The organism is Streptomyces xanthophaeus, from assembly GCF_030440515.1.
GTDB classification, from domain to species: domain Bacteria; phylum Actinomycetota; class Actinomycetes; order Streptomycetales; family Streptomycetaceae; genus Streptomyces; species Streptomyces kutzneri.
The window spans coordinates 1,960,647-1,983,152 of the sequence record NZ_CP076543.1; the positions used below are offsets into that span (position 1 = coordinate 1,960,647).

14 protein-coding genes are annotated in these 22,506 nt (G+C 69.4%); 3 read left to right on the forward strand and 11 right to left on the reverse strand.

The annotated features are described in order from the left end of the window. Positions 1-11 precede the first annotated feature (11 nt). The 6 genes from KO717_RS08425 to KO717_RS08450 all read right to left on the reverse strand — a co-directional run bounded on the left by KO717_RS08425 (position 12) and on the right by KO717_RS08450 (position 8,524). Entirely contained in the window at positions 12-1,511 is a 1,500-nt protein-coding gene (locus KO717_RS08425; RefSeq protein ID WP_301365547.1) for an amino acid permease, read from the reverse strand. Between the two features lie 123 nt (positions 1,512-1,634). After that, entirely contained in the window at positions 1,635-3,551 is a 1,917-nt protein-coding gene (gene dxs / locus KO717_RS08430) for a 1-deoxy-D-xylulose-5-phosphate synthase (protein ID WP_033217683.1), read from the reverse strand. Positions 3,552-3,814: 263 nt separating this feature from the next. Next, a complete protein-coding gene (locus KO717_RS08435) occupies positions 3,815-5,104 on the reverse strand; it encodes a sugar ABC transporter permease (RefSeq protein ID WP_030008681.1) in 1,290 nt (429 codons plus the stop codon). A 26-nt stretch (positions 5,105-5,130) separates the two neighbouring features. Further along, complete coding sequence (locus KO717_RS08440) at positions 5,131-5,919, reverse strand: ATP-binding cassette domain-containing protein (protein ID WP_301365550.1); 789 nt, start codon at positions 5,917-5,919, stop codon at positions 5,131-5,133. A gap of 160 nt (positions 5,920-6,079) precedes the next feature. Beyond that, positions 6,080-7,192, reverse strand: coding sequence for a sugar ABC transporter substrate-binding protein (locus KO717_RS08445; protein ID WP_301365552.1), 1,113 nt, complete (start codon positions 7,190-7,192; stop codon positions 6,080-6,082). A 117-nt stretch (positions 7,193-7,309) separates the two neighbouring features. Beyond that, positions 7,310-8,524: an ROK family transcriptional regulator gene (locus tag KO717_RS08450; protein ID WP_030008678.1), complete on the reverse strand. Its 1,215-nt coding sequence runs from the start codon at positions 8,522-8,524 to the stop codon at positions 7,310-7,312. Positions 8,525-9,130: 606 nt separating this feature from the next. Between KO717_RS08450 and mgtA the strand changes: the two genes are divergently transcribed. Beyond that, a complete protein-coding gene (mgtA, locus tag KO717_RS08455) occupies positions 9,131-11,851 on the forward strand; it encodes a magnesium-translocating P-type ATPase (protein ID WP_301365554.1) in 2,721 nt (906 codons plus the stop codon). A 116-nt stretch (positions 11,852-11,967) separates the two neighbouring features. Then, the gene (locus tag KO717_RS08460) at positions 11,968-12,843 is read left to right on the forward strand and encodes a hypothetical protein (RefSeq protein ID WP_301365556.1); all 876 of its coding nucleotides are present in this window, start codon (positions 11,968-11,970) and stop codon (positions 12,841-12,843) included. 25 nt (positions 12,844-12,868) lie between these two features. On the opposite strand, the gene KO717_RS08465 is transcribed toward KO717_RS08460, so the two are convergent. The 5 genes from KO717_RS08465 to KO717_RS08485 all read right to left on the reverse strand — a co-directional run bounded on the left by KO717_RS08465 (position 12,869) and on the right by KO717_RS08485 (position 20,471). After that, positions 12,869-13,804 carry a carbohydrate ABC transporter permease gene (locus KO717_RS08465; protein ID WP_301365558.1) on the reverse strand — a complete coding sequence of 312 codons (936 nt, stop codon included), beginning with the start codon at positions 13,802-13,804 and terminating at the stop codon, positions 12,869-12,871. A 14-nt stretch (positions 13,805-13,818) separates the two neighbouring features. Further along, positions 13,819-14,763: a carbohydrate ABC transporter permease gene (locus KO717_RS08470; RefSeq protein ID WP_301365559.1), complete on the reverse strand. Its 945-nt coding sequence runs from the start codon at positions 14,761-14,763 to the stop codon at positions 13,819-13,821. Positions 14,764-14,782: 19 nt separating this feature from the next. Then, complete coding sequence (gene ngcE / locus KO717_RS08475; protein ID WP_437184482.1) at positions 14,783-16,210, reverse strand: N-acetylglucosamine/diacetylchitobiose ABC transporter substrate-binding protein; 1,428 nt, start codon at positions 16,208-16,210, stop codon at positions 14,783-14,785. Between the two features lie 299 nt (positions 16,211-16,509). Continuing rightward, a complete protein-coding gene (gene acnA / locus KO717_RS08480) occupies positions 16,510-19,224 on the reverse strand; it encodes an aconitate hydratase AcnA (RefSeq protein ID WP_301365562.1) in 2,715 nt (904 codons plus the stop codon). Between the two features lie 155 nt (positions 19,225-19,379). Then, a complete protein-coding gene (locus KO717_RS08485; protein ID WP_301365564.1) occupies positions 19,380-20,471 on the reverse strand; it encodes a LacI family DNA-binding transcriptional regulator in 1,092 nt (363 codons plus the stop codon). 92 nt (positions 20,472-20,563) lie between these two features. Here KO717_RS08485 and KO717_RS08490 point away from each other — a divergent pair, with 92 nt between their 5' ends. After that, positions 20,564-22,483, forward strand: a complete 1,920-nt coding sequence (locus KO717_RS08490) for an amidohydrolase (RefSeq protein WP_301365566.1) — start codon at positions 20,564-20,566, stop codon at positions 22,481-22,483. Positions 22,484-22,506 lie beyond the last annotated feature (23 nt).

Here is a 22,506-nt window from a genome sequence, read left to right on the forward strand (position 1 = left end):
CGGATCGCCCGTCAGAACTCCGCGTTCTGGCCGACCTTGTGCAGCCGGCTGTTGCGGTAGCCGTAGGCGAAGTAGACGATGATGCCGATGGCCATCCAGATGCCGAAGCGCAGCCAGGTCTCGGCCGGCAGGTTGAGCATCAGCCAGAACGAGGCCGCGATCGACACGATCGGGACGAACGGCACCCACGGGGTCCGGAAGGACCGGTGCAGGTCGGGGCGGCTCTTGCGGAGGATGATCACTCCGAGGGCGACCACCACGAAGGCGAACAGGGTGCCGATGTTCACCAGTTCCGCAAGGGTCTCCAGGCTGGTGAAGCCGGCGACGATCGCGATGATCCCGCCGAGCAGCAGGGTCGCCCGGTAGGGGGTGCGGTACTTGGGGTGCGTCACGGAGAAGACCCGCGGCAGCAGTCCGTCACGGCTCATCGCGAAGAACACGCGGGTCTGGCCGAGCAGCAGGATCATGCAGACGGTGATCAGGCCGACGGCCGCGCCGAGGCTGATGGCGCCCGAGAAGAACGGCTGGTTCACCGATTTGAAGGCTTCGGCGAGCGGCGCGGTCGGGGACATCTCCGAGTACTTCTGCATGCCGGTGACCACCAGGGTCACGGCGACGTAGAGCACCGTGCAGACCAGCAGCGAGCCGAGGATGCCGCGCGGCATGTCCCGCTGGGGGTTCTTGGTCTCCTCGGCCGCCGTCGCCACCACGTCGAAGCCGATGAAGGCGAAGAAGATGAGCGAGGCCGCCGTGAAGATGCCCATGACGCCGAAGTTCGTGGGCTCGTAGCCGAACAGCAACTGGACCAGGGGCGAGTGCCAGCCGCTGACGCCCTCGGCCTGTGGCTGGGCCGGCGGGATGAACGGCGAGTAGTTGTCGGCCTTGATGAAGAACAGGCCCGCGACGATGACCAGCAGGACGACCGTGACCTTGATGGCGACGACGACTGCGGTGATGCGGGCCGAGAGCTTCGTCCCGACGACGAGGATCCACGTCAGCACCAGGACCAGCAGGAACGCCAGCAGGTCGAAGTGGCCGCCGGCATCAGGGCCGGCCAGGGAGGTCGGCAGGGTCCAGCCGAGGTTGGTGTCCATGAGGTGGCGCACGTACCCGGACCAGCCGACCGCGACGACTGCCGTGCCGAGTGCGAACTCCAGCACCAGGTCCCAGCCGATGATCCAGGCGGGCAGCTCACCGATCGAGGCGTACGAGAACGTGTACGCCGACCCGGCCACCGGGACGGTGGACGCGAACTCGGCGTAGCAGAGCGCCGCGAGGGCGCAGACGATGCCCGCTGCCACGAAGGCGAGGGCGGTAGCGGGACCGGCATTGTTCCGGGCGGCGATGCCCGTGAGGACGAAGATGCCGGTGCCGATGATGACGCCCACACCGAAGACCGTGAGGTCCCAGGCGGAGAGCGACTTGCGGAGCGCGTGTTCCGGCTCCTCCGTGTCGCGGATGGACTGCTCCACCGTCTTGGTACGGAATGGGCTGTTCAGATCCTTGCTCACCGACGCCTCCGAGAGGTGACGACGCACGAACGGGCCGGGAGGCCCACTCTTCAAGAGTGATCTCCCGGCCCGTGACGTGCAACCGCGCGTCGATCTACGAACGGCGCGCGTGGCGCGTTCCGGCTAGTCGACGGCGGCGGCCGGCTCGCTGTCGTAGCGGCCGTCCAGCTTGGCGACCAGGCCGGTGACCTGCCGGGCGATGTCCGGCGCGGTCAGGCCGATCTCGGCCATGATCTCCTTGCGGAGGGCGTGGTCGAGGAAGCGCTGCGGGATACCGAAGTCGCGCAGCGGTACGTCGACACCCGCGTCCCGCAGGGCCTGCGAGACGGCGGCGCCCACACCGCCGGTACGGCCGTTGTCCTCGACGGTGACGACCACGCGGTGCCGGTCCGCGAGCGGGGCCAGGGCCTCGTCCACGGGCTTGACCCAGCGGGGGTCGACCACGGTCGTGGAGATGCCCTGCTTGTCCAGCAGGTCGGCGATCTCCAGGCACATCGGGGCGAGCGCACCGACCGAGACGAGCAGTACGTCCGGACGGGTGACCTCGGCGCCCGGGGCGCGCAGGACGTCCATGCCGCCGATCCGGCCGACGGCCGGGACGGCCGGGCCGACGACGCCCTTGGAGTAGCGCACGACGGTCGGGGCGTCCTTGACCTCGACGGCCTCGCGGAGCTGGGCGCGCAGCTGCTCGGCGTCGCGCGGCGCGGCGAGCCGCAGGCCGGGGACGACCTGCAGGATGGACATGTCCCACATGCCGTTGTGGGAGGCGCCGTCGTCGCCGGTGACGCCGGCGCGGTCCAGGACGAAGGTGACACCGCACTTGTGCAGGGCCACGTCCATCAGGACCTGGTCGAAGGCACGGTTGAGGAAGGTCGCGTACACCGCGAAGACCGGGTGGACCCCGCCGGTGGCCAGGCCCGCCGCCGAGGTGGCACCGTGCTGCTCGGCGATGCCCACGTCGTAGATCCGGTTCGGGAAGGCCTCGGCGAACTTGTTGAGGCCGACCGGGTGGAGCATGGCGGCGGTGATGCCGACGATGTCCTCGCGCTCGTGGCCGAGCTTGACCATCTCGTCGGCGAAGACGGAGGTCCAGCTGGCGGCGGCGGTCTTCACCGGCAGGCCGGTGTCCGGGTGGATCACGCCGACCGCGTGGAAGCGGTCCGCCTCGTGCTCCAGGGCCGGGGTGTAGCCGCGGCCCTTCTGGGTGAGGCAGTGCACGATGACCGGGCCGCTGAAGCGCTTGGCGCGCTGCAGGGCGGACTCCAGGGCCTCGATGTCGTGGCCGTCGATGGGCCCGATGTACTTGAGCCCGAGGTCCTCGAACATGCCCTGCGGGGCGATGAAGTCCTTGAGGCCCTTCTTGGCGCCGTGCAGGGTTTCGAAGAGCGGCTTCCCGACGACCGGGGTGCGCTCCAGGATCTCCTTGCCGCGGGCCAGGAAGCGCTCGTAGCCGTCCGTGGTGCGCAGGGTCGCCAGGTGGTTCGCGAGGCCGCCGATGGTGGGGCCGTAGGAGCGCTCGTTGTCGTTGACGACGATGACGAGCGGGCGGTCCTTGGCGGCGGCGATGTTGTTCAGCGCCTCCCAGGCCATGCCACCGGTCAGCGCGCCGTCGCCGATGACGGCGGCGACGTGGTGGTCCTCGCGGCCCAGCACCTCGTTGGCCTTGGCCAGGCCGTCGGCCCAGCCGAGCACGGTGGAGGCGTGCGAGTTCTCGATCACGTCGTGGTCGGACTCGGCGCGCGAGGGGTAGCCCGACAGGCCGTTCTTGGTGCGCAGGCCGGCGAAGTCCTGGCGGCCCGTGAGCAGCTTGTGGACATAGGCCTGGTGGCCGGTGTCGAAGAGGACCTTGTCCTTGGGCGAGTCGAAGACCCGGTGCAGGGCGATCGTCAGTTCGACCACCCCGAGGTTGGGGCCGAGGTGCCCGCCGGTCTTGGAGACGGCGTCGACGAGGAAGGACCTGATCTCGGCCGCGAGCTGGTCGAGCTCCTCCTGGCTGAGCCGGTCCAGATCGCGCGGTCCCTTGATGCGGGTCAGCAGCACCCGTGCCTCCTTGCAGTTGCTTGCTGGTCTGTCGAGTCTAATGTTCCGCCCCCGGCCACGGTCATCGGGCCGTCCCGAGGGAGTCACACCTTTGTCATACATGTACGCACGACCTGACGGCCACACATCACATACGGGCGTATACCCGCACATCAGTACCTCGTACATGCACGCGCAGATGCCCGGCGCCACGAGAAGTGGCGCCGGGCACTGTGACCGGTCTTACCGCCGGATGTCACTCCGGCGGGCAGTCGGACGCGCGGTCAGGCGCGTCCGGCCGTCTTCTGGGTCTTGCGGGTGACCGAGTCGATCACCACGGTGGCCAGCAGGACCGCGCCGGTGATCATGTACTGGATCGGCGTCGCGATGCCTTCCAGGGCCAGACCGTACTGGATCGAGACGATGACCATGACGCCGAGGAGGGCGTTCCATGTCCGGCCCCGGCCGCCGAAGAGGCTGGTGCCGCCGATGACGGCCGCCGCGATCACGTTCATCAGCAGGTCGCCGGCGCCGGCGCTCTGGTTGGCCGCCGCGATCTTGGAGGCCCAGAACAGGCCGCCGATGGCGGCGAAGGTGCTGGAGATCGCGAAGACCGTGATCCGGATCCGGGTGACGTTGATGCCCGCGCGGCGGGAGGCCTCGACGCTGCCACCCAGTGCGAAAACGTTTCGCCCGAAGGTCGTGCGGCGCAGCAGGAAGTCCGTGACGACCAGGGCCAGCAGGAAGAGCACCACCGCGAGCGGCAGGCCCTTGTACTGGTTGAACAGCACGGCGGGACCGAAGGTGCACAGCGCGAGCAGGCCGGTGCGCAGCAGGATCTCGGCGAGCGGCCGGGAGGGCATCCCGGCCGCCTCGCGGCGCCTCGCGTCGAGGAAGGCCGCGAGGAAGTAGCCGGCCACCGCGAGCGCGGCCAGCCCGTAGGCGACGGCCACGTCCGAGAAGAAGTACGTGGTCAGCTGGCCTACCACGCCGTCGGAGTCGATGTTGATCGTGCCGTTGCTGCCGAGGATCTGCAGCATCGCGCCGAGCCAGAAGAGCAGGCCCGACAGGGTGACGGCGAAGGCCGGGGCACCGATCTTGGCGAAGAAGAAGCCGTGGATGCAGCCGATCAGGGCGCCTCCGACGACGGCCGCGAGGATGGCCAGCCATTCGTTCACGCCGTGGGTGACGGCGAGGACGGCGACGATCGCACCCGAGACACCGCTGACCGAGCCGACCGAGAGGTCGATCTCGCCGAGCAGCAGCACGAAGATGATGCCGATGGCGATCATGCCGGTGCCGGTCATCGTGATCGCGATGTTGGTCAGGTTCTCCGGGGAGAGGAAGTTCGAGTTCAGCCCCTGGAAGATGGACCAGATCACGATCAGACCGATGACGACCGGGAGGGAACCCAGGTCGCCCGCCTTCATCTTGCGCTTGAACTCGCCCACGTACCCGGCGAGCCCCTCCTCCCTGACGAGGAGGCGCGGGTCCACGGCCGGGATCGCGTCGTGCGCGGCCGCGGGGTTGACCGGGTCGATGTGCTCCTGCTGGTCGACCGAGCCCTTGTCCAGTGGACCGGTGGCAGGGTTCTGGGTGCTCACTTGCCGGCCTCCGAGGTGCGGGCCGCCCGGCGGGTCACGGCGTTGTCCGTGGCACCGGTGATGGCGGAGATGATCTCTTCCTGCGAGGTGTCGGCGACGTTGAAGACACCGTTGTTGCGGCCCAGCCGCAGGACCGCCACCTTGTCGGCGACGGCCTTCACATCGGCCATGTTGTGGCTGATGAGGATGACGGCGTGACCGCGCTCGCGCAGCCGCTCCACGAGGTCGAGAACCTGTGCGGTCTGCTCGACACCGAGGGCGGCGGTGGGCTCGTCGAGGATGACGAGCTGGGGCTCGCCCAGCATGGAACGGGCGATGGCCACGGTCTGGCGCTGACCGCCGGAGAGTGACGCGATGGGAATCCGGACACTGGGGATCCGGATGGACAGGGTGGTCAGGAGCTCGCGGGCGCGCCGCTCCATCTCCACCTCGTCGAGGATGCCGTAGCTCTTGAGTTCACGGCCGAGGAAGAGGTTGCCGACGACATCGATGTTGTCGCACAGCGCCAGGTCCTGGTAGACCGTCGCGATGCCCAGGTTCTGGGCGTCGTGGGGCTTGCCGATGGAGACCGGACGGCCTTCCCACTCGATGACTCCTTCATCGATGGGGTGCACGCCGGCGATCGTCTTGACCAGCGTGGACTTTCCGGCTCCGTTGTCGCCGACGAGGGCGACCACTTCACCGGAGTGGATCTCGAGTTCTACGTCGGTCAGGGCCTGAACGGCGCCGAACCGCTTCGAGACCCCTCGCAACGCCAGCACGGGCGCAGCGGACACATGAACCATCTCCTTCGCCGCCTGACCGGCGGGGATGTCGTGCAGAAGAGCAGGAGCGGGGCGAATGGGGGAACGTTTCTGCCCGGCGCCCCGCCGGGTGGCGGGGAGAGGAGGGGCGGGGCGCCGGTCAGGCACGGGGGGCCGCCTCGTGGGGAGGCGACGGGGGCCGCTACTTCAGGCCGGCGGCGGCGCAGGCCGCCGCGTACTTGTCGGTGCAGATCTCGTCGACCGTGTAGACGCCGTCCTTGACGACGGTGTCCTTGATGTTGCCCTTGGTCAGCGAGACGACCGGGATCAGGACGGACGCGACACCCTTGGTGGTCGGGCTGTCGACCGTGGACGTGGTGCCCTCGGCCTTGCCGCCCTTGGCGAGGGAGACGGCCATCTTCGCGGCGGCCTCGGCCTCGGGGGCGTACGGCTTGTAGACGCTCATGAACTGCTCGCCCGCGACGATCCGCTGCACACCGGCGAGTTCTGCGTCCTGGCCGGTGACCGGCGGCAGGGGGGAGACGCCGGCGGCCTTGAGGGCGGTGATGATGCCGCCGGCCATGCCGTCGTTGGCGGAGTAGACGCCGACGACCTTGTCCTTGCCGAGCGCGGAGAGCGCGGCCGCCATGTTGGTGTTGGCGTTCTCCGGCTTCCACTCGACGGTGTCGTACTCCTTGCCGACGTTCACCTTGCCGTCGAGCTCGGAGTGCGCGCCGGACTTGAAGAGCTTGGCGTTCGGGTCGGTGACCGAACCGTTCATCATGACGATCTGGCCGTCCTTGGCCTTGTCGCCCAGCGCCTCCAGCAGGGCCTTGCCCTGGACCTTGCCGACCTCTTCGTTGTCGAAGGAGGTGTAGGCGTCGATCGGGCCCTCGGCCAGGCGGTCGTAGGCGACGACCGGGATGCCGGCGTCCTTGGCCTTCTTGACCGAGCCGGCGATGGCCTTGGAGTCCACCGCGTCGATGATCAGGACGTCCACCTTGTTGGTGATCATCGTGTCGACCTGGGAGTTCTGCGTGGTCGCGTCCTGCTTGGCGTTCGCGTAGACGACCTTGCCCTTGCCGCCGGTGAGCTCGGCGACCTTCTTCTCGATCAGCGGCTTGTCGAACTTCTCGTAACGCGCGGTCTGGTTCTCCGGCAGGAGCAGACCGACCTTGATCTCGTCGCCCTTGGCAGCGCCGGAGGACGCCTTCGTCGTGTCGCCGGCCTCCTTCGCACTGCCACAAGCGGCGAGCGAAACGGCCATGGCACCGGCGGCTACAGCTACGGCGGCTCTGCGCATACGCGTGTTCATTACTTGAACCTCCCTGACGAGGCCGCAGCGGCGCGGCCGAGGTGGATGTGAGTCAACCCCGGCCGCGTTTTGCCGTCAAGGAGTGAATTCTTAACGAGATGACAACGGTGCCATTCGTTATCTACCTGAAGACAAGACGGCTGGAGCTCGCACTCCACTTCCATGATCTGACAAAAGTGTCGAATCGCCCATCTCGCTGAGGACAAGAGCCAGTGCGCCCAGCACCTCGGCCCGTCCGCCCAGGTTCCCCGTCAGCACCGACAACTGCCGCGCCGCACTGGGGATCGCGTACCTCCCCACCGATTCACGGATGGGAGCGAGGACCAGTTCACCGGCCTCGGCCAGCGAGCCGCCGAGCACCACCCGGCTGGGGTTCAGGAGGTTGCACAGACTGGCCACGCCGCTGCCGATGTGCCGGCCCACGTCCGTGATCACCCGACGGCAGCCCGGGTCCCCCTCACGGGCCAGCTCGACCACCCGCTCCATGGTCAACTCCGGGCCGTGCGTGCCCTGGAGCAGCGGCAGTACGTACCGGGCGGCCGCGAAGGTCTCCAGGCAGCCGCGGTTGCCGCAGCGGCAGACCGGGCCCGATTCGTCCAGGGTGATGTGCCCGATCTCGCCCGCCGTGCCGCCGGGTCCGCGGTAGATCTGGCCGTTGATCACCAGGCCCGCGCCGACGCCGCTGGCCACCTTGATGTAGGCCAGGTCCTTTACTCCCCGCCCGCTCCCCCAAACGAGTTCACCGAGGGCTCCGAGGTTCGCGTCGTTGTCGACGTACACGGGCACCCCGAGGCGCTGCGAGAGCTCCTGGCGGGGGTTGATGCCCGCCCAGCCGGGCAGGATCGCGGTCGAGCCCAGGGTCCCGGACTCCACGTCGATCGGGCCGGGCACGCCGAGCCCGACGCCGATCACCTTCTCCAGCCCAACGCCGATGTCCGCGATCAGCCGTCCGACCAGGGCTTCCGCCCGGTCGAAGCCGTCCGCCCAGGACGCGTCGACGTCCAGCGGCTCGGACTCCTCGGCCAGCACCTGGTGGGCCAGGTTCCCCACCGCCACCCGCAGGTGGGTGTGGCCGAAGTCGACACCGATGACGATCCCCGCGTCGCCGCTGAGCGAGACACTGCGCGCCCGGCGGCCGCCGGCCGAGGTGTCGGTGACCTCGACGGTCCCGCCGTCCTTCAGCTCCCGGACGATGTTGGAGACCGTGGCCGCCGACAGTCCGGTGGCGCGGGCGATCTCCGCCTGGGTCAGCGATCCCGCGAGCCGCACCGCCCGCACGACCCGTTCGAGATTCGCGCGATGCAGCGACGACTGCGATCCGGGAGTCTGCACGACTCATCCACTCCTGCCCATTAGCGACGGCCAGCCGTCGCCCCCCGGCCGGGACGCGTCACGGCTTCACGCTCCGAGACCCCGGCATCTCTCCAACTTGTGAACCCTAAGTCGAGCCTTTACGCATCCACACGTCAAGAGGCTGACACGGCATGAAACGGCCGGTACTGACCTAAAGGGGGAGAGAAGCGGCTGTTGGATCGTGCTACGGTCGCCGGGACGCCGGTCCTCTGCGGCCCCTTCCGGCCGGACCTGGCGTCGCGCAATGACCGCGCTACGCAAGGAGGTGTTCGGGATGAGTCCCGATCGAAGTCCTTGCAGCGCGATCGCCGGCTGACCTTCCGTCCGGCTGATCTCTCTCCCGGTGCGCACGGCAGCGGTGGACCGCTGGCCCCGTGCGCGCTCGCATTGCGTTCGCGTTCCATCGCGTTCCTTCCTTCCACGTTCCCTTCCTTCCGCATGCCCTGCCAACTCCGCCGGGCGTGCGTCATCCATGCCCATCGGCGTGCCCGCGGTCCCTCGGGGCCGTGGCGCGCCGACCCATGATCACTCCACGTGACCGCTCGGCTTCGCGCTGCCCGGACACCGTGGAGGGAGGTATTCGTCATGACCATGCTCACTCCCCGTACCCCCACCACGCTCGCACCGCCGGGCCGGTCCCGCCGCGAGCGCAAGGCCGCCGAGCTCCAGGCCCGTACCCGGCTCGCCGGCGAGCGTCTCGCCGGGATCAGCGCCCGCCCGGGCGTCCAGGTCCTGCAGGAGGTGGACACCTCCCTGGCCGGTCTCACCCACGCCGAGGCCGCGCTGCGCCTGGAGCGGCAGGGCTCCAACACCGTCGCCCACGAGCGCCCGCCCCGCTGGTACCTCCAGCTGGCGAAGGCCTTCCGGAACCCCTTCATCGCCGTCCTGGTCTTCCTGGCGGCGGTCATGTACTGGCAGGACCCGGCGGACCCGGGCGTCGTCATCCTCTCCGTGATGGTGGGGATCAGCGGTCTGCTGCGCTTCTGGCAGGAGTTCCGCTCGGGCCGCGCCGCCGAAGCGCTGAAGCAGCTCGTCACCACCACGTGCGCGGTGCAGCGCCGGGCCGGCAGCGGCTCCGCGCCCACCACGTTCGAGGTGCCCATGGACCAGGTGGTCCCGGGCGACGTGGTCAAGCTGGCGGCCGGCGACCTGATCCCGGCCGACCTGCGGATCGCCGCGGCCAAGGACCTCAACGTGAGCCAGGCCGCGCTGTCCGGCGAGTCCCTGCCGGTGGCCAAGGCCGACACCCGTACGCAGGACCTCGGCCAGCAGGAGACCACCGACCCGGTGGAGGCCGACAACCTGGTCCTGATGGGCACCTCGGTGACCTCCGGCACCGCCACCGGGGTCGTGGTGGCCACCGGCTCCGACACCTACTTCGGCTCGATGGCCGGCTCGCTCGTCGGCGAGCTCCCGCAGACCAGCTTCGACACCGGGGTGCGCAAGGTCAGCTTCCTGCTGATCCGCTTCATGCTGGTGATGGTCCCCGTCGTCTTCATGATCAACGGTTTCACCAAGGGCGACTGGGACGAGGCCTTCCTCTTCGGCATCGCCGTCGCCGTCGGGCTGACCCCCGAAATGCTGCCGATGGTCGTCTCCGCCAACCTGGCGCGCGGCGCGGTCGCCATGTCCCGGCACAAGGTGGTCGTCAAGCGGCTGGGCGCGATCCAGAACCTGGGCGCGATGGACGTGCTCTGCACGGACAAGACCGGCACCCTCACCGAGGACCGGATCGTCCTGGACCGCTACCTGAACGTGCACGGCGACGAGGACGGCGAGGTCCTGGAGTACGGCTACCTCAACGCGCACTTCCAGACCGGCCTGAAGAACCTGATGGACCGGGCGGTCATCGACCGCGTGGGCGAGGCCGAGGAGGTTGTCGTCGACGCACGGTTCTCGCTGGTCGACGAGATCCCCTTCGACTTCGCCCGGCGCCGGATGTCCGTGGTCCTCGGCCGCAACTGCGTGGTCGGCGACTTCGGACGGCGCGAGCACATCATGATCACCAAGGGTGCCGTGGAGGAGGTCCTGGCCCTGTGCACCCACATGAGGGACCGCGGTGAGCGGGTCGAGCTGACCGAGCAGCTGCGGTGGCACGTCACCCGGATCGCCGAGGACGACAACCGGCAGGGCCTGCGGGTCCTCGCCGTCGCCACCCGCACGATGGACACCCCGCGCGAGACCTACGCGGTCGCCGACGAGGAGGGGCTGACGCTGATCGGCTTCCTCGCCTTCCTCGACCCGCCGAAGGCCGACGCCGCCCGGGCCCTGACGGGCCTGGCCGACAAGGGCATCGCGGTCAAGGTCGTCACCGGCGACAACGAGCTCGTCGTCGCCCGGGTCTGCGCCGACGTCGGCATCGACGTCGGGCAGGTGGTGCTCGGCCCCGGGACCGACGCCCTCGACGACAGCGAACTGCGCGCGCTGGCCGCCCGTACGACGGTCTTCGCCAAGACCGACCCGGTCCAGAAGGCCCGGATCGTCCGCGCCCTGCAGGCCGGCGGGCACACCGTCGGATTCCTCGGCGACGGCATCAACGACGCCGCCGCGCTGCGCGACGCCGACGTCGGCATCTCGGTGGACACCGCCGTGGACATCGCCAGGGAGTCGGCGGACATCATCCTGCTGGAGAAGGACCTGACCGTCCTGGAGCAGGGCGTCGTCCAGGGCCGGACCACCTTCGGCAACACGATGAAGTACATCAAGATGACCGCGTCGTCGAACTTCGGCAACGTGTTCTCGGTCCTGGTGGCGAGCGCCTTCATCCCCTTCCAGCCGATGCTCGCGATCATGCTGCTGGTCCAGAACCTGGTCTACGACATCGCGCAGCTGGCGACCCCGTGGGACCGGATGGACGAGGAGTACCTCCGCAAGCCCCGCAACTGGGACGCCAAGGGCATCGGCCGCTTCATGGTCATCATCGGGCCGCTCAGCTCCGTCTTCGACATCTCGATGTTCCTGATCATGTGGCACGTCTTCGCGGCGAACAGCGAGGCGAGCCAGTCCCTCTTCCAGTCCGGCTGGTTCATCGAGGGCCTGCTCTCGCAGACCCTGATCGTCCACATGATCCGCACCCGGAAGATCCCCTTCATCCAGTCCCGCGCCTCCTGGCCCGTGATGGTGATGACGGTCCTCGCGGTACTGACCGGGCTCTGGCTGCCCTTCTCGCCGCTGGCTCCTTCGCTGGGCTTCGTGGCCCTGCCGGCGAGCTACTTCCCGTGGCTGACCGGCGTACTGCTCGCGTACTGCACGCTCACCCAGCTCGTGAAGACCTGGTACATCCGCCGGTTCAACACCTGGCTGTAGGAGAGGGGAGGCGCGAAGAATGAATTGAACACGTTCAGCCCGGCTGGCACTATGGCTCCAGGACGGCGCCGGTCGGGCGGACGCGGGGGTTCGCCGTGCCACGAGGGGGCTTGATCGTGCATCAGAAACGGTCGTACGGGCGCGTGCTGGTGGTTTCCACACTGGTGGGATGCCTGGAGGTCGCGCTCACCGTCGTGGTGGCCGTGCTCTACGTGCAGACGCAGCCGCCGCCGGACGAAGCCCCCGACTACACCGAGATCGGGGGGAGCCTGGTCGCGCTCACGCCCCTCGTCGGCTTCATCTCGTTCCTGCTGTCACTGGTCTTCGTGCTGCCCGCGGTCGCGCTGGCCGACCTCCTCGGCCGCCGGCTCGGCAGGCACGCGGCCTGGTGGTCGGCTCCGCCGATCGTGGCGGCCCTGGTGGCGTCGCCGATCTGGATCGTCGCGACGTACAACGACGCCGAGACGCGGGGCACGCTGGTCTTCTGGGCCTCGGCCACGGCCTCGCTCTCGGCGGGCGCGCTGATCGCCCTGCCCCGGGGCGAGGGACTGCTGCGGCGGGTGGCGCTGTGGGGCACGGGGGTGGTGGCGGGGACGGGCCTGTTCGGCGCGCTCGGGCTCGCCGTCGGCCTGCTGCCCGCGTACGAGCCGCCGGCGATCGGTCCGCAGACCATGCCCGGCACCTGGTTCGACCACACGGGCAACACCCTGGTCTTCACCCCGGACGGCCGGGTCACCGCCTCCGGCGTCGGCGGGCGCAGCTCCTTCGACCATCCCGGCGACCCGTCGCCGAGCTGCTCGGGCTCCGGGACCTGGGTCTACGAGGGCGGCCGGGACGTCTGGACGCAGAAGGTCCGCATAGACATCCCGGGGTGCGGCCGGCCCGCGTGGGACGTCGGCGGCACCGCCCGGGAGCCCCGGATCCAGCAGCACGTCGGCGGCCCGGGTTCCGGAGAGCTCTACAAGCTGCGGAAGGCCTCCGGCGGCTCCTGACGCCGTACACCGGACACCTTGAGCGCTACTTCAGCGTCGCCGAGGTGAGACCCGACTGGATCTGGCGCTGGAAGGAGAGGTAGACCACCAGCATCGGGACCATGGCGATGGTGGCGCCGGCGAACAGCACCGGCAGGTCCGTCTCGTAGCCCATCTGGTACTGGAGCTGGATGAGCCCCTGGGTGAGCATGTACCGCTCCGGGTCGGCGCTCGTCTGCGGCTGCATCAGCACGGCGGGCAGGATGTACTGGTTCCACTGCCCCAGGATGTTGAAGATCCCGACGCTGATCAGGCCGGGCTTGGCCATCGGCAGCATCACCTGGAAGAAGATCCGGGTGTCGGAGGCCCCGTCGATGACCGCCGCCTCGTGGATCGCCGTCGGCAGCGTCCGGAAGAAGGAGTGCATGAAGAAGACCGTGAACGGCATCGAGTAGGCGACGTACACCAGGATCAGGCCCTGGTAGGTGTTCAGCATGTCGAAGCGCTTGACCATGAAGAAGAGCGGTACGAGCGCCAGGAACACGGGGAACATCGCCCCGCTGACGAAGAAGTAGTAGATGAGCCGGTTGCCCGTGAAGGGGTAGCGGGCCAGCACGTACGCGGCCATGGAGCCGAACAGCATGGTCAGCGGGACCGAGAACACCAGCACGATGAGGGTGTTGGCGAAGTAGCCTCCGATGCCCTTCGTCCAGGCCCGCCCGAAGGCGTCGAGGTGCCAGTTGGAGGGCCAGCTCAGGGCCGAGCCGCCGATCTGCGCGTCGGTCTTGAAGGCACCGAGCGCCAGCCAGAGCAGGGGCAGCACGATCATGATCGCCCAGACGACCAGGAAGCCGTGCGAGAAGACGTTGAGGGCCATGCCCTCGGAGCGTCGCCCCTCCCGCCTCCCCGGCCGTCCGGCGCCGCCGGTCCGCTCCGCGGCCTTCTCGCCGGGCGCCTTGATCACTGTGGACTGTGCAGTCATCGTGGAAACTCCGCTCAGAACTCGATGCGCTCGCGGCGGGTGGCGCGCAGCGTGATGACGGAGAGGATCATGGTCAGGGCGAGCATGACCACGCCCATGGCGCAGGCGTACCCGCTCTTGCCGAAGTAGAGGAAGTTGCGCATCAGCACCGTCGACATGACCTCGCTGTGGTGGTCGGGTCCGCCACCGAACTGGCCCGAGGTCATGGTCGACACCAGCACGAACATGTCCATGGCGGCGATGCCCAGGTAGACCGCCGAGGTCTGCACCGAGTCCCACAGCAGGGGCAGCGTGACCTTGAAGAAGGTCTGGGCGCGCCCGGCGCCGTCGAGCAGCGCGGCCTCGTAGATGTCCTTGGGGACGGACTGCATGGCGGCGGAGAACAGGACGAGGTAGAAGCCGACGCCGTGCCAGACGACGACGAGGAGCAGGCACCACAGGACGAGGTCCGGCTCGTTGAGCCATTCGACCGGGTGGGCCGCGTCGATCACGCCGGCCTTGGTCAGGAAGCCGTTGAGCAGGCCGCCCTCGTCGCTGCGGTAGATCGCGCCGAAGAGCACGGAGAGGATGGCGAGGGAGAGGACCTGGGGGAAGAAGTAGACGACCTTGTAGAAGCGCGATCCGCCGACTCCCTGCACTCCGCCGGCCCCGCCGCGCCCGCCCGCGTTCACCATGAAGGCGAAGAAGAGGGCGAGCAGGATGGTGACGAGCGGGACGAACACCAGGAGCAGCAGGTTGTGCCAGAGGGCGCCGCGGAAGACCTCGTCCGACAGCAACGTCGCGTAGTTGTCCACGCCGACGAAGTCGAACGTCGGGGACTGGCCGCTCCAGTTGGTGAAGGAGTAGCCGAACGTCTGTACGTAGGGCCAGATGACGAAGGTCAGGTACAGCGCGAGGGGTGCGAAGAGGAAGCCGGTGATGAAACCGGCCCGCCCCTTCCTCTGGGCTACTTGGCTCATGGTGTCCGTCCCTGCGGGGTCAGGCGCGCTTGTTGTTCTTGGCGTTCGGGTCCTTGGCCGCCTTGTCTACCGCAGCCTGGGCCCGCTTGATCCACTCCTTCGGCTGAATCCGCTGCGCCATGAGCTCATTGGACGCGTTCTGGATCTCGGTGTCCATTTCGCTGTACCAGTCGGGGTAGCGGTAGCTGAACGTGTTGCTGCCCGCGGCCTTGAGTGCCTCGACCGCCGACTGGGTGCCCGGTCGCAGCTTGACGCTCGGGTCCACGCCGTCCTTGACGACCGTGAGCGAGTTCGCCTGCTGGGCGAAGATCGTCGACCATTCGCGGGACAGCATCGAGCGGAGGAACTCGAAGCCCGCGGCCTTGTTGGCTGCCTTCTCCGGGACGATGAAGGGCTCGTCGACGCCGGCCCGGATGGCCTCGAAGGGCAGTTTGCTGTCGGCGAGCAGGGGCATCGGCAGGAACTTCATGTCGAAGTCCTCCGGGGTCTGCTTCAGCTGCTCGTTCTCCAGCCAGGAGCCGGAGGGGATGAAGGCGGCCTTGTACTGGTTCCAGGCGGTCTGGGACTCCGTGTGGGTGAGGCCGTTGGTGCCCGGCATCAGCAGGCCCTTCTCCACCACCTCGTAGACCGCCTCGACCGCGGCGAGGGCGGCCGGGTTGCCCTCGAAGGCGTTCGGCTCCAGGTTGTCGATCGCCTTCATGGCCTCCAGACCGCCCTTCTTGGCGATCAGGTCCATGATGACGACATTGATGTAGTACGGGAACTTGCCCTGGTGGGCGAGGCCGCCGATGCCGGCTTCCTTGGCCTTGGCGCAGACGGCCAGGAATTCGTCCCAGGTCTTCGGCGGCGCCCAGCCCTTCTCCTTGAAGAGCTTGCCGGAGTACCAGAAGCCGAACACGGCGTAGACGTACTTGAGCACGACGTACTTGCCGCCCTGCAGGCCCTGTTCGTAGGCGCCTTCGACCAGGGTGTCGCGCACCTTCTTGGTCGGGTCGTCGAGCGAGGGCGAGTCGAGTACGGCGGTGAGGTCGGCGAGCTGGTCGCCCTTGGCGAGCACGTCCAGCTTGATCTGCTGGGCGCCGGAGTCGTCGACGACGTCCGGCGGGTTCCCGGCGTTGAAGCGGGGCTGCAGCTTGGCGGTGATCTCCTGGGTGCCCAGGTGGGAGCTGGTGGTGCCCCACTTCTTGTCGAAGGCGGCCTCCCAGGCCTTCGCGTAGTCGTCGCCGAACCCGCCCTTGAAGACGACCACGTCCAGCTTGCCGCCCTTCGCGACGCCGAAGGGGTTCTCCTTGGTCACCGGGGCCTTGGCCGGGCCCTTCGTGGAGTTCTCCTCACCGCCGGAGGCGCAGGCGGACAGGAAGCTCATCGTCGGCACCGTGATCAGTCCGAGTGCTGCGGAGCGCTTGATCAGGTCGCGGCGTCCGAGGCCCTCACCAGTGGATCCCATGCTCATGTCCTCGCCTTCGTCAGAAGTGTGAAGGAGGCCGGAGATTCACGGTGGTGACCGTGCATGCGGACATCACCACAGGTCCCCGCCCACCCCCCGGCCCGGAGCCGCTCGTCTCGCGGTGATCCGGACGGGCACAGGTATAGTCCACTTGCGCTCGTGTGAGCAAGATCATGCACATTTATGGCCACCAGTTTTTCCGAGTTGAGACCTGTCCGTCACATGGACACGCCGCCGGACGAACGGAAGGGCCGTACCCCCTCGACGGGGATACGGCCCTTTGGCGCCTATGCCGTGGTTCAGCCGCGGATGAGGTTCCGGAGCACGAACTGCATGATGCCGCCGTTGCGGTAGTAGTCCGCCTCACCCGGCGTGTCGATGCGGACGACCGCGTCGAACTCCACACCGGTGTCGGTGGTCACCTTGACCGTGCGCGGGGTGGTGCCGTTGTTCAGCTCCTCCACACCGGTGAAGGAGAAGGTCTCCTCGCCGGTCAGACCCAGCGAGGCCGCGGTGGCACCCTCCGGGAACTGGAGCGGCAGGACGCCCATGCCGATCAGGTTGGAGCGGTGGATGCGCTCGTAGGACTCGGCGATGACGGCCTTGACGCCGAGCAGCGCGGTGCCCTTGGCCGCCCAGTCACGGGACGAGCCGGAGCCGTACTCCTTGCCCGCCAGGATGACCAGCGGGATGCCGGCGGCCTGGTAGTTCTGCGAGGCGTCGTAGATGAAGGAGACCGGCGCGCCCTCGACCGTGAAGTCGCGGGTGAAGCCGCCCTCGGTGCCCGGCGCGATCTGGTTGCGCAGGCGGATGTTGGCGAAGGTACCGCGGATCATGACCTCGTGGTTGCCGCGGCGGGAACCGTACGAGTTGAAGTCGCGGCGCTCCACACCGTGCTCGGTGAGGTACTTGCCGGCCGGGGTGTCGGCCTTGATCGCACCGGCCGGGGAGATGTGGTCGGTGGTGACCGAGTCGCCCAGCTTCGCCAGCACGCGCGCGCCGGCGATGTCGGAGACCGGGGTGGTCTCCATCGTCATGCCCTCGAAGTAAGGGGGCTTGCGGACGTAGGTGGACTGCGGGTCCCACTCGAAGGTGTTGCCGGTCGGGATCGACAGCGCCTGCCACTGGGCGTCGCCCGCGAAGACGTCCTGGTAGGACTTGCTGAACATGTCCTCGCCGATGGCGTTCGCCACGACGTCGTTGACCTCGGCCTCGGACGGCCAGATGTCCTGGAGGAAGACCGGCTTGCCCTCGGTGTCGGTGCCGATGGCGTCCTTGGTGATGTCCACCTTCATGGAGCCCGCGATGGCGTACGCGACGACCAGCGGCGGGGAGGCCAGGTAGTTCATCTTGACGTCGGGGTTGATGCGGCCCTCGAAGTTGCGGTTGCCCGAGAGGACCGAGGTGACCGCGAGGTCGTGCTCGTTGATCGCCTTCGAGATCTCCTCGTCCAGCGGACCGGAGTTGCCGATGCAGGTGGTGCAGCCGTACCCGACGAGGTTGAAGCCCATCTTGTCGAGGTACGGGGTCAGGCCGGCCTTGTCGAAGTAGTCGGTGACGACCTTCGAGCCCGGGGCCAGGGTGGTCTTGACCCACGGCTTGCGGGTCAGGCCCTTCTCGACCGCCTTCTTGGCCACGAGCGCCGCGGCGACCATGACGTAGGGGTTCGAGGTGTTGGTGCAGGAGGTGATCGCGGCGACGGTGACGGCGCCGTGGTCGATCTCGAAGGAGGTGCCGTCGGCCAGGGTGACCTGGGTCGGGCGGCTCGGCACGCCGTTGGTGGCGGCCGGGGCGTCGGAGGCCGGGAAGGACTCCTTGCCCGCCTCGTCGTCGTCCTCGACGTAGTTGCGCACGTCCTGCGCGAACTGCTGGGCGGCGTTGGCGAGGACGATGCGGTCCTGCGGGCGCTTCGGGCCGGCGATGGAGGGGACGACCGTGGAGAGGTCGAGCTCCAGCTTCTCGGAGAAGTCCGGCTCGGCGGCCGGGTCCAGCCACAGGCCCTGCTCCTTGGCGTACGCCTCGACGAGCGCGACCTGCTGGGCGTCGCGGCCGGTCAGGCGCAGGTACTTCAGGGTCTCGTCGTCGATCGGGAAGATCGCGGCGGTGGAGCCGAACTCCGGCGACATGTTGCCGATGGTGGCGCGGTTCGCGAGGGAGGTGGCGGCGACGCCCTCACCGTAGAACTCGACGAACTTGCCGACGACGCCGTGCTTGCGCAGCATCTCGGTGATGGTCAGCACGAGGTCGGTGGCGGTGGTGCCGGTGGGCAGCTCGCCGGTCAGCTTGAAGCCCACGACGCGCGGGATCAGCATGGAGACCGGCTGGCCGAGCATCGCGGCCTCGGCCTCGATGCCGCCGACGCCCCAGCCCAGCACGCCGAGGCCGTTGACCATGGTGGTGTGCGAGTCGGTGCCGACGAGGGTGTCGGGGTACGCCTGGCCGTTGCGGACCATGACCGTGCGGGCCAGGTGCTCGATGTTGACCTGGTGGACGATGCCGGTGCCCGGGGGGACGACCTTGAAGTCGTCGAAGGCGGTCTGGCCCCAGCGCAGGAACTGGTAGCGCTCCTTGTTGCGGCCGTACTCCAGCTCGACGTTCTGCGCGAAGGCGTCCTTCGTGCCGAACTTGTCGGCGATGACCGAGTGGTCGATGACCATCTCGGCGGGCGAGAGCGGGTTGATCTTCGCCGGGTCGCCGCCGAGCGCCTTCACGGCCTCACGCATGGTGGCGAGGTCCACCACGCAGGGGACGCCGGTGAAGTCCTGCATGATCACGCGGGCCGGCGTGAACTGGATCTCCTCGCTGGGCTGGGCCTGCGAGTCCCAGTTACCGAGCGACCGGATGTGGTCGGCGGTGATGTTCGCGCCGTCCTCGGTGCGAAGCAGGTTCTCCAGCAGGACCTTCAGGCTGTAGGGAAGGCGGGCGGAGCCCTCGACCTTGTCCAGCTTGAAGATCTCGTACGACTCGTCGCCCACCTGCAGCGTGCTGCGGGCGTCGAAGCTGTTCGCCGACACGACAGTCTCCTTCATGCATGAATTCGCGCGTATTACCGCAATCCTGCCGCCACGCCCCTTGGCCAATCCGCTAAGGTAGGGCTAAGTTAGGTAACCCTTACCAGCGGGGGCGGCTGCGGTACGCCTTCGGCAGATATCTCGATGTCGAGATAACTCTAGTACATGTCCGGGGGGAGGGACGAGGCGCGCACCCGCAGTCCCGCCGGGACCGTCAGCTGACCAGGAGATTCCGCATGCCCGGATTCGATCAGGTTGACCAGGACAGACACCGCCGAAGCGGCGATCCGCTCCGGATTCAGGGTGACGGTGGTCACGGCGGGTTCGGTCTCGGCGTACGCCGGATCCTCGCTGGCGCAGACGAGCAGCAGCCCACCCGGCCCCGGGCCGCCGGGCGTGCCGGGCGTGCCGGGCGTGCCGGGCGTGCCGGGGGCTGCGGGTGCTCCCCCTACGCCGGGCGTACGCAGGCCGTGGCGCGCGGCGGCGGCCAGCACCTGACGGCCCCCCGGGTCGTACACGCAGTAGACGGCGTCGGGGCGGTCCGGCCCGGTGAAGGCGGAGTCGAAAGCGTGCCCCGCCGCGTCGTCCGGATCGAAGGGGACCAGGAGCGGAGCCAGGCCGCGCTCCGCGCACCACTGTTCGTAGGCCGAGGTGACGGCCCCGGTGTAGAACTCCCGGCCGTAGCCCGAGTGCAGTGCGATCCGCCGGGCCCCTGACGCCGCGAGGTGGCCGAGCACCTCCCGCGTGGTGGCGGTGTGGTCGTTGTCCACCCACACGTCCCCCGGCCAGGGGTCGGGCGGCCGCCCGTCGAAGACCACCGGCAGACCCCGCGCCCGCAGGGCCCGCAGCACCGGGTCGCCGGCCGGGCTGTCGAGGAGCAGCATCCCGTCCACGGCGAGCGTGTGCCACAGGGGCTCGGCGCCCCGGTCGGCGGGCAGGGTGGTCAGGGCGTACCCGTGCGCGTGCGCGGCCGAGGTCGCGGCGGTGAGCCAGCGGGAGAAGTAGGCGATGCGCACGAAGTCCCAGGCGTCCCCCGCGTACGTGGTCACCGCGACACCGAGGCAGCGGGTGCGCGGGCCGCGGCGGGCTCCGTAGCCGAGCGCGCCCGCCACCTCGCGGACCCGTCGCCGGGTGGACTCGCCGAGGCGGCCGGTGCCGTTGAGCGCGTGCGAGACGGTCGCGGTGGAGACCTCGGCGGCGCGCGCGATGTCGGCGAGGGTCGGTCCCGGCGCGGGTGGGTGCTCTGGCACGCGGCCATCGTACGGATTTCGTCGCCGGAGGCGGCTTCTGGTTAAGCGGTTAATCAAACAGTGTCCTGGCCACACCAACGTTTGGAGTGGGCATGACGTCTTCTTCGCACCTTTCCCGCCGGGGACTCCTCGCCGCCGCGGGGATCACCGGGGTCGCCGGGGCCGCGGGCCTGCTGGGCGCCGCTCCGGCCTCGGCCGCCCCGGCGCCCTCGGCCTCGTCCTCCGGCGGGCGCGGTTCGGCGGCCCTGGTGGTCCGCAACGCCGCGGTGTTCACCGGGACCGGCGGCCGGGCTCCCGTCCAGGCCGTCGCGGTCGGCCGGGACGGCACGATCCTGGCCACCGGGACGGACGCGGCCCTGCGCCGGTACGTGGGCCGGGACACCGAGGTCGTCGACGCCCGGGGCAACACGGTCATGAGCGGCATCCACGACGGCCACGTCCACCCGCTCGGCGCGGGCGAGCGCTCGCTGTCCCCCTCGCTGGAGGGCGCGGAGACCACCCTGGCCGAGCTCCAGGAGATCCTGACCGGCTTCCTCGCCGAGACGGGCGGCGCGGGCGCGGAGCCCGACCGCTGGCTGGTGGTCGAGGACTGGAACCCGGTCGGGCTGCTCCCCACGGGCACCAACCCCCACCACACGATGCTGGACGCGCTCCCGACCCGGCGGCCGATCGCCCTCGTCGGCGGCGACGGGCACAACCTGTGGGCCAACCAGCGGGCCCTGGACATCGCCGGGATCACGGCGGCCACGCCCGACCCGGTCGGCGGCAAGGTGGTCAAGGGCGCGGACGGGCGGCCGACGGGCGTCCTCAAGGACGACGCCCAGGGCCTGGTCCGGCGGCACATACCGGAGCCCACCCGGGCCGACCTGGTCGCGGCCTGCGCCAAGGTGCTGGAGCTGGCGGCCGCCTCCGGGGTCACGACGATGATGGACGCGCTGGTGGGGCGGCACGAACTGGAGCTTTACCAGGCGCTGTCGGCGGCGGGGAAGCTGCCGCAGCGGATCGTCCCGGCGATCCGGCTGGAGGCGGAGCAGACCAGGGACCCGGCGGGGTCGCTGGCGTACGCGCGGGGCCTGCGGCGGGAGTTCGCGGGCGTACGGGGGCTGCGGTTCGGGATGGTCAAGGTGTTCCTGGACGGGGTCATCGAGTACCCGGCGCAGACCGCCGCACTGCTGGAGCCCTACCTCGACGGGCAGGGCCGGCCGACCGGCAACCGGGGCGAGCTGTACACCTCGGCGGCGGACTACGGCCGGCTCAGCGCCGCCTTCAACAAGGCGGGCTGGCAGATGCACGCCCACGGACTCGGCGACCGTGCGGTACGCACCGCTCTGGACGGGTACGCGTACGCCAAGCGGGTGACGGGACTGCGGGACGCCCGCAACGCCGTGGCGCACCTGCAGCTCGTGGACCCGGCGGACCTGCGGCGTTTCGCGCAGCTGGGGGTCACGGCGTGCATGCAGCTCCAGTGGGCGGCGAAGGACACCTGGACGATGGAGGCGCTCCTTCCCTACATCGGCCCCGGGCGGCACCGGTGGATGTACCCGGCGCGGAGCCTGGAGAAGGCGGGGGCGCGGCTGTCGGGCGGCTCCGACTGGCCGGTGGACGCCCTCCAGGTGTGGAACCAGCTGCGGACGGCGATCGACCGCCAGGGCGCCTTCGGCGCGGGCCCGCTGTACCGCGAACTGGAGGGCCTCGGCCGGGAGGCGGTGCTGCGGATGCACACGTCGGGGACGGCGTGGCAGCTGCGTCAGGAGGAGCTGACGGGCACGGTGGAGCCGGGCAGGGCGGCGGACCTGGTGGTGCTGGACCGGGACGTGACGCGCTGCCCGGTGGCCGACATCAGCGGGACGGGGGTACGGATGACCCTGGTCGGCGGCCGCGTGGTGCACGACGCGGATTCGGCGTCGGGCCGGGCGGCCTCGGCGCGGGTGGCGGGCGCCGCCTCGGGCCCGCGCCCGGCCTCGTACGCGGCGGTGCACGCCGGGGGGCGGCACCACGCCTGCAAGCACTGAGCGGGGCACCGGGGCCGGTCGCC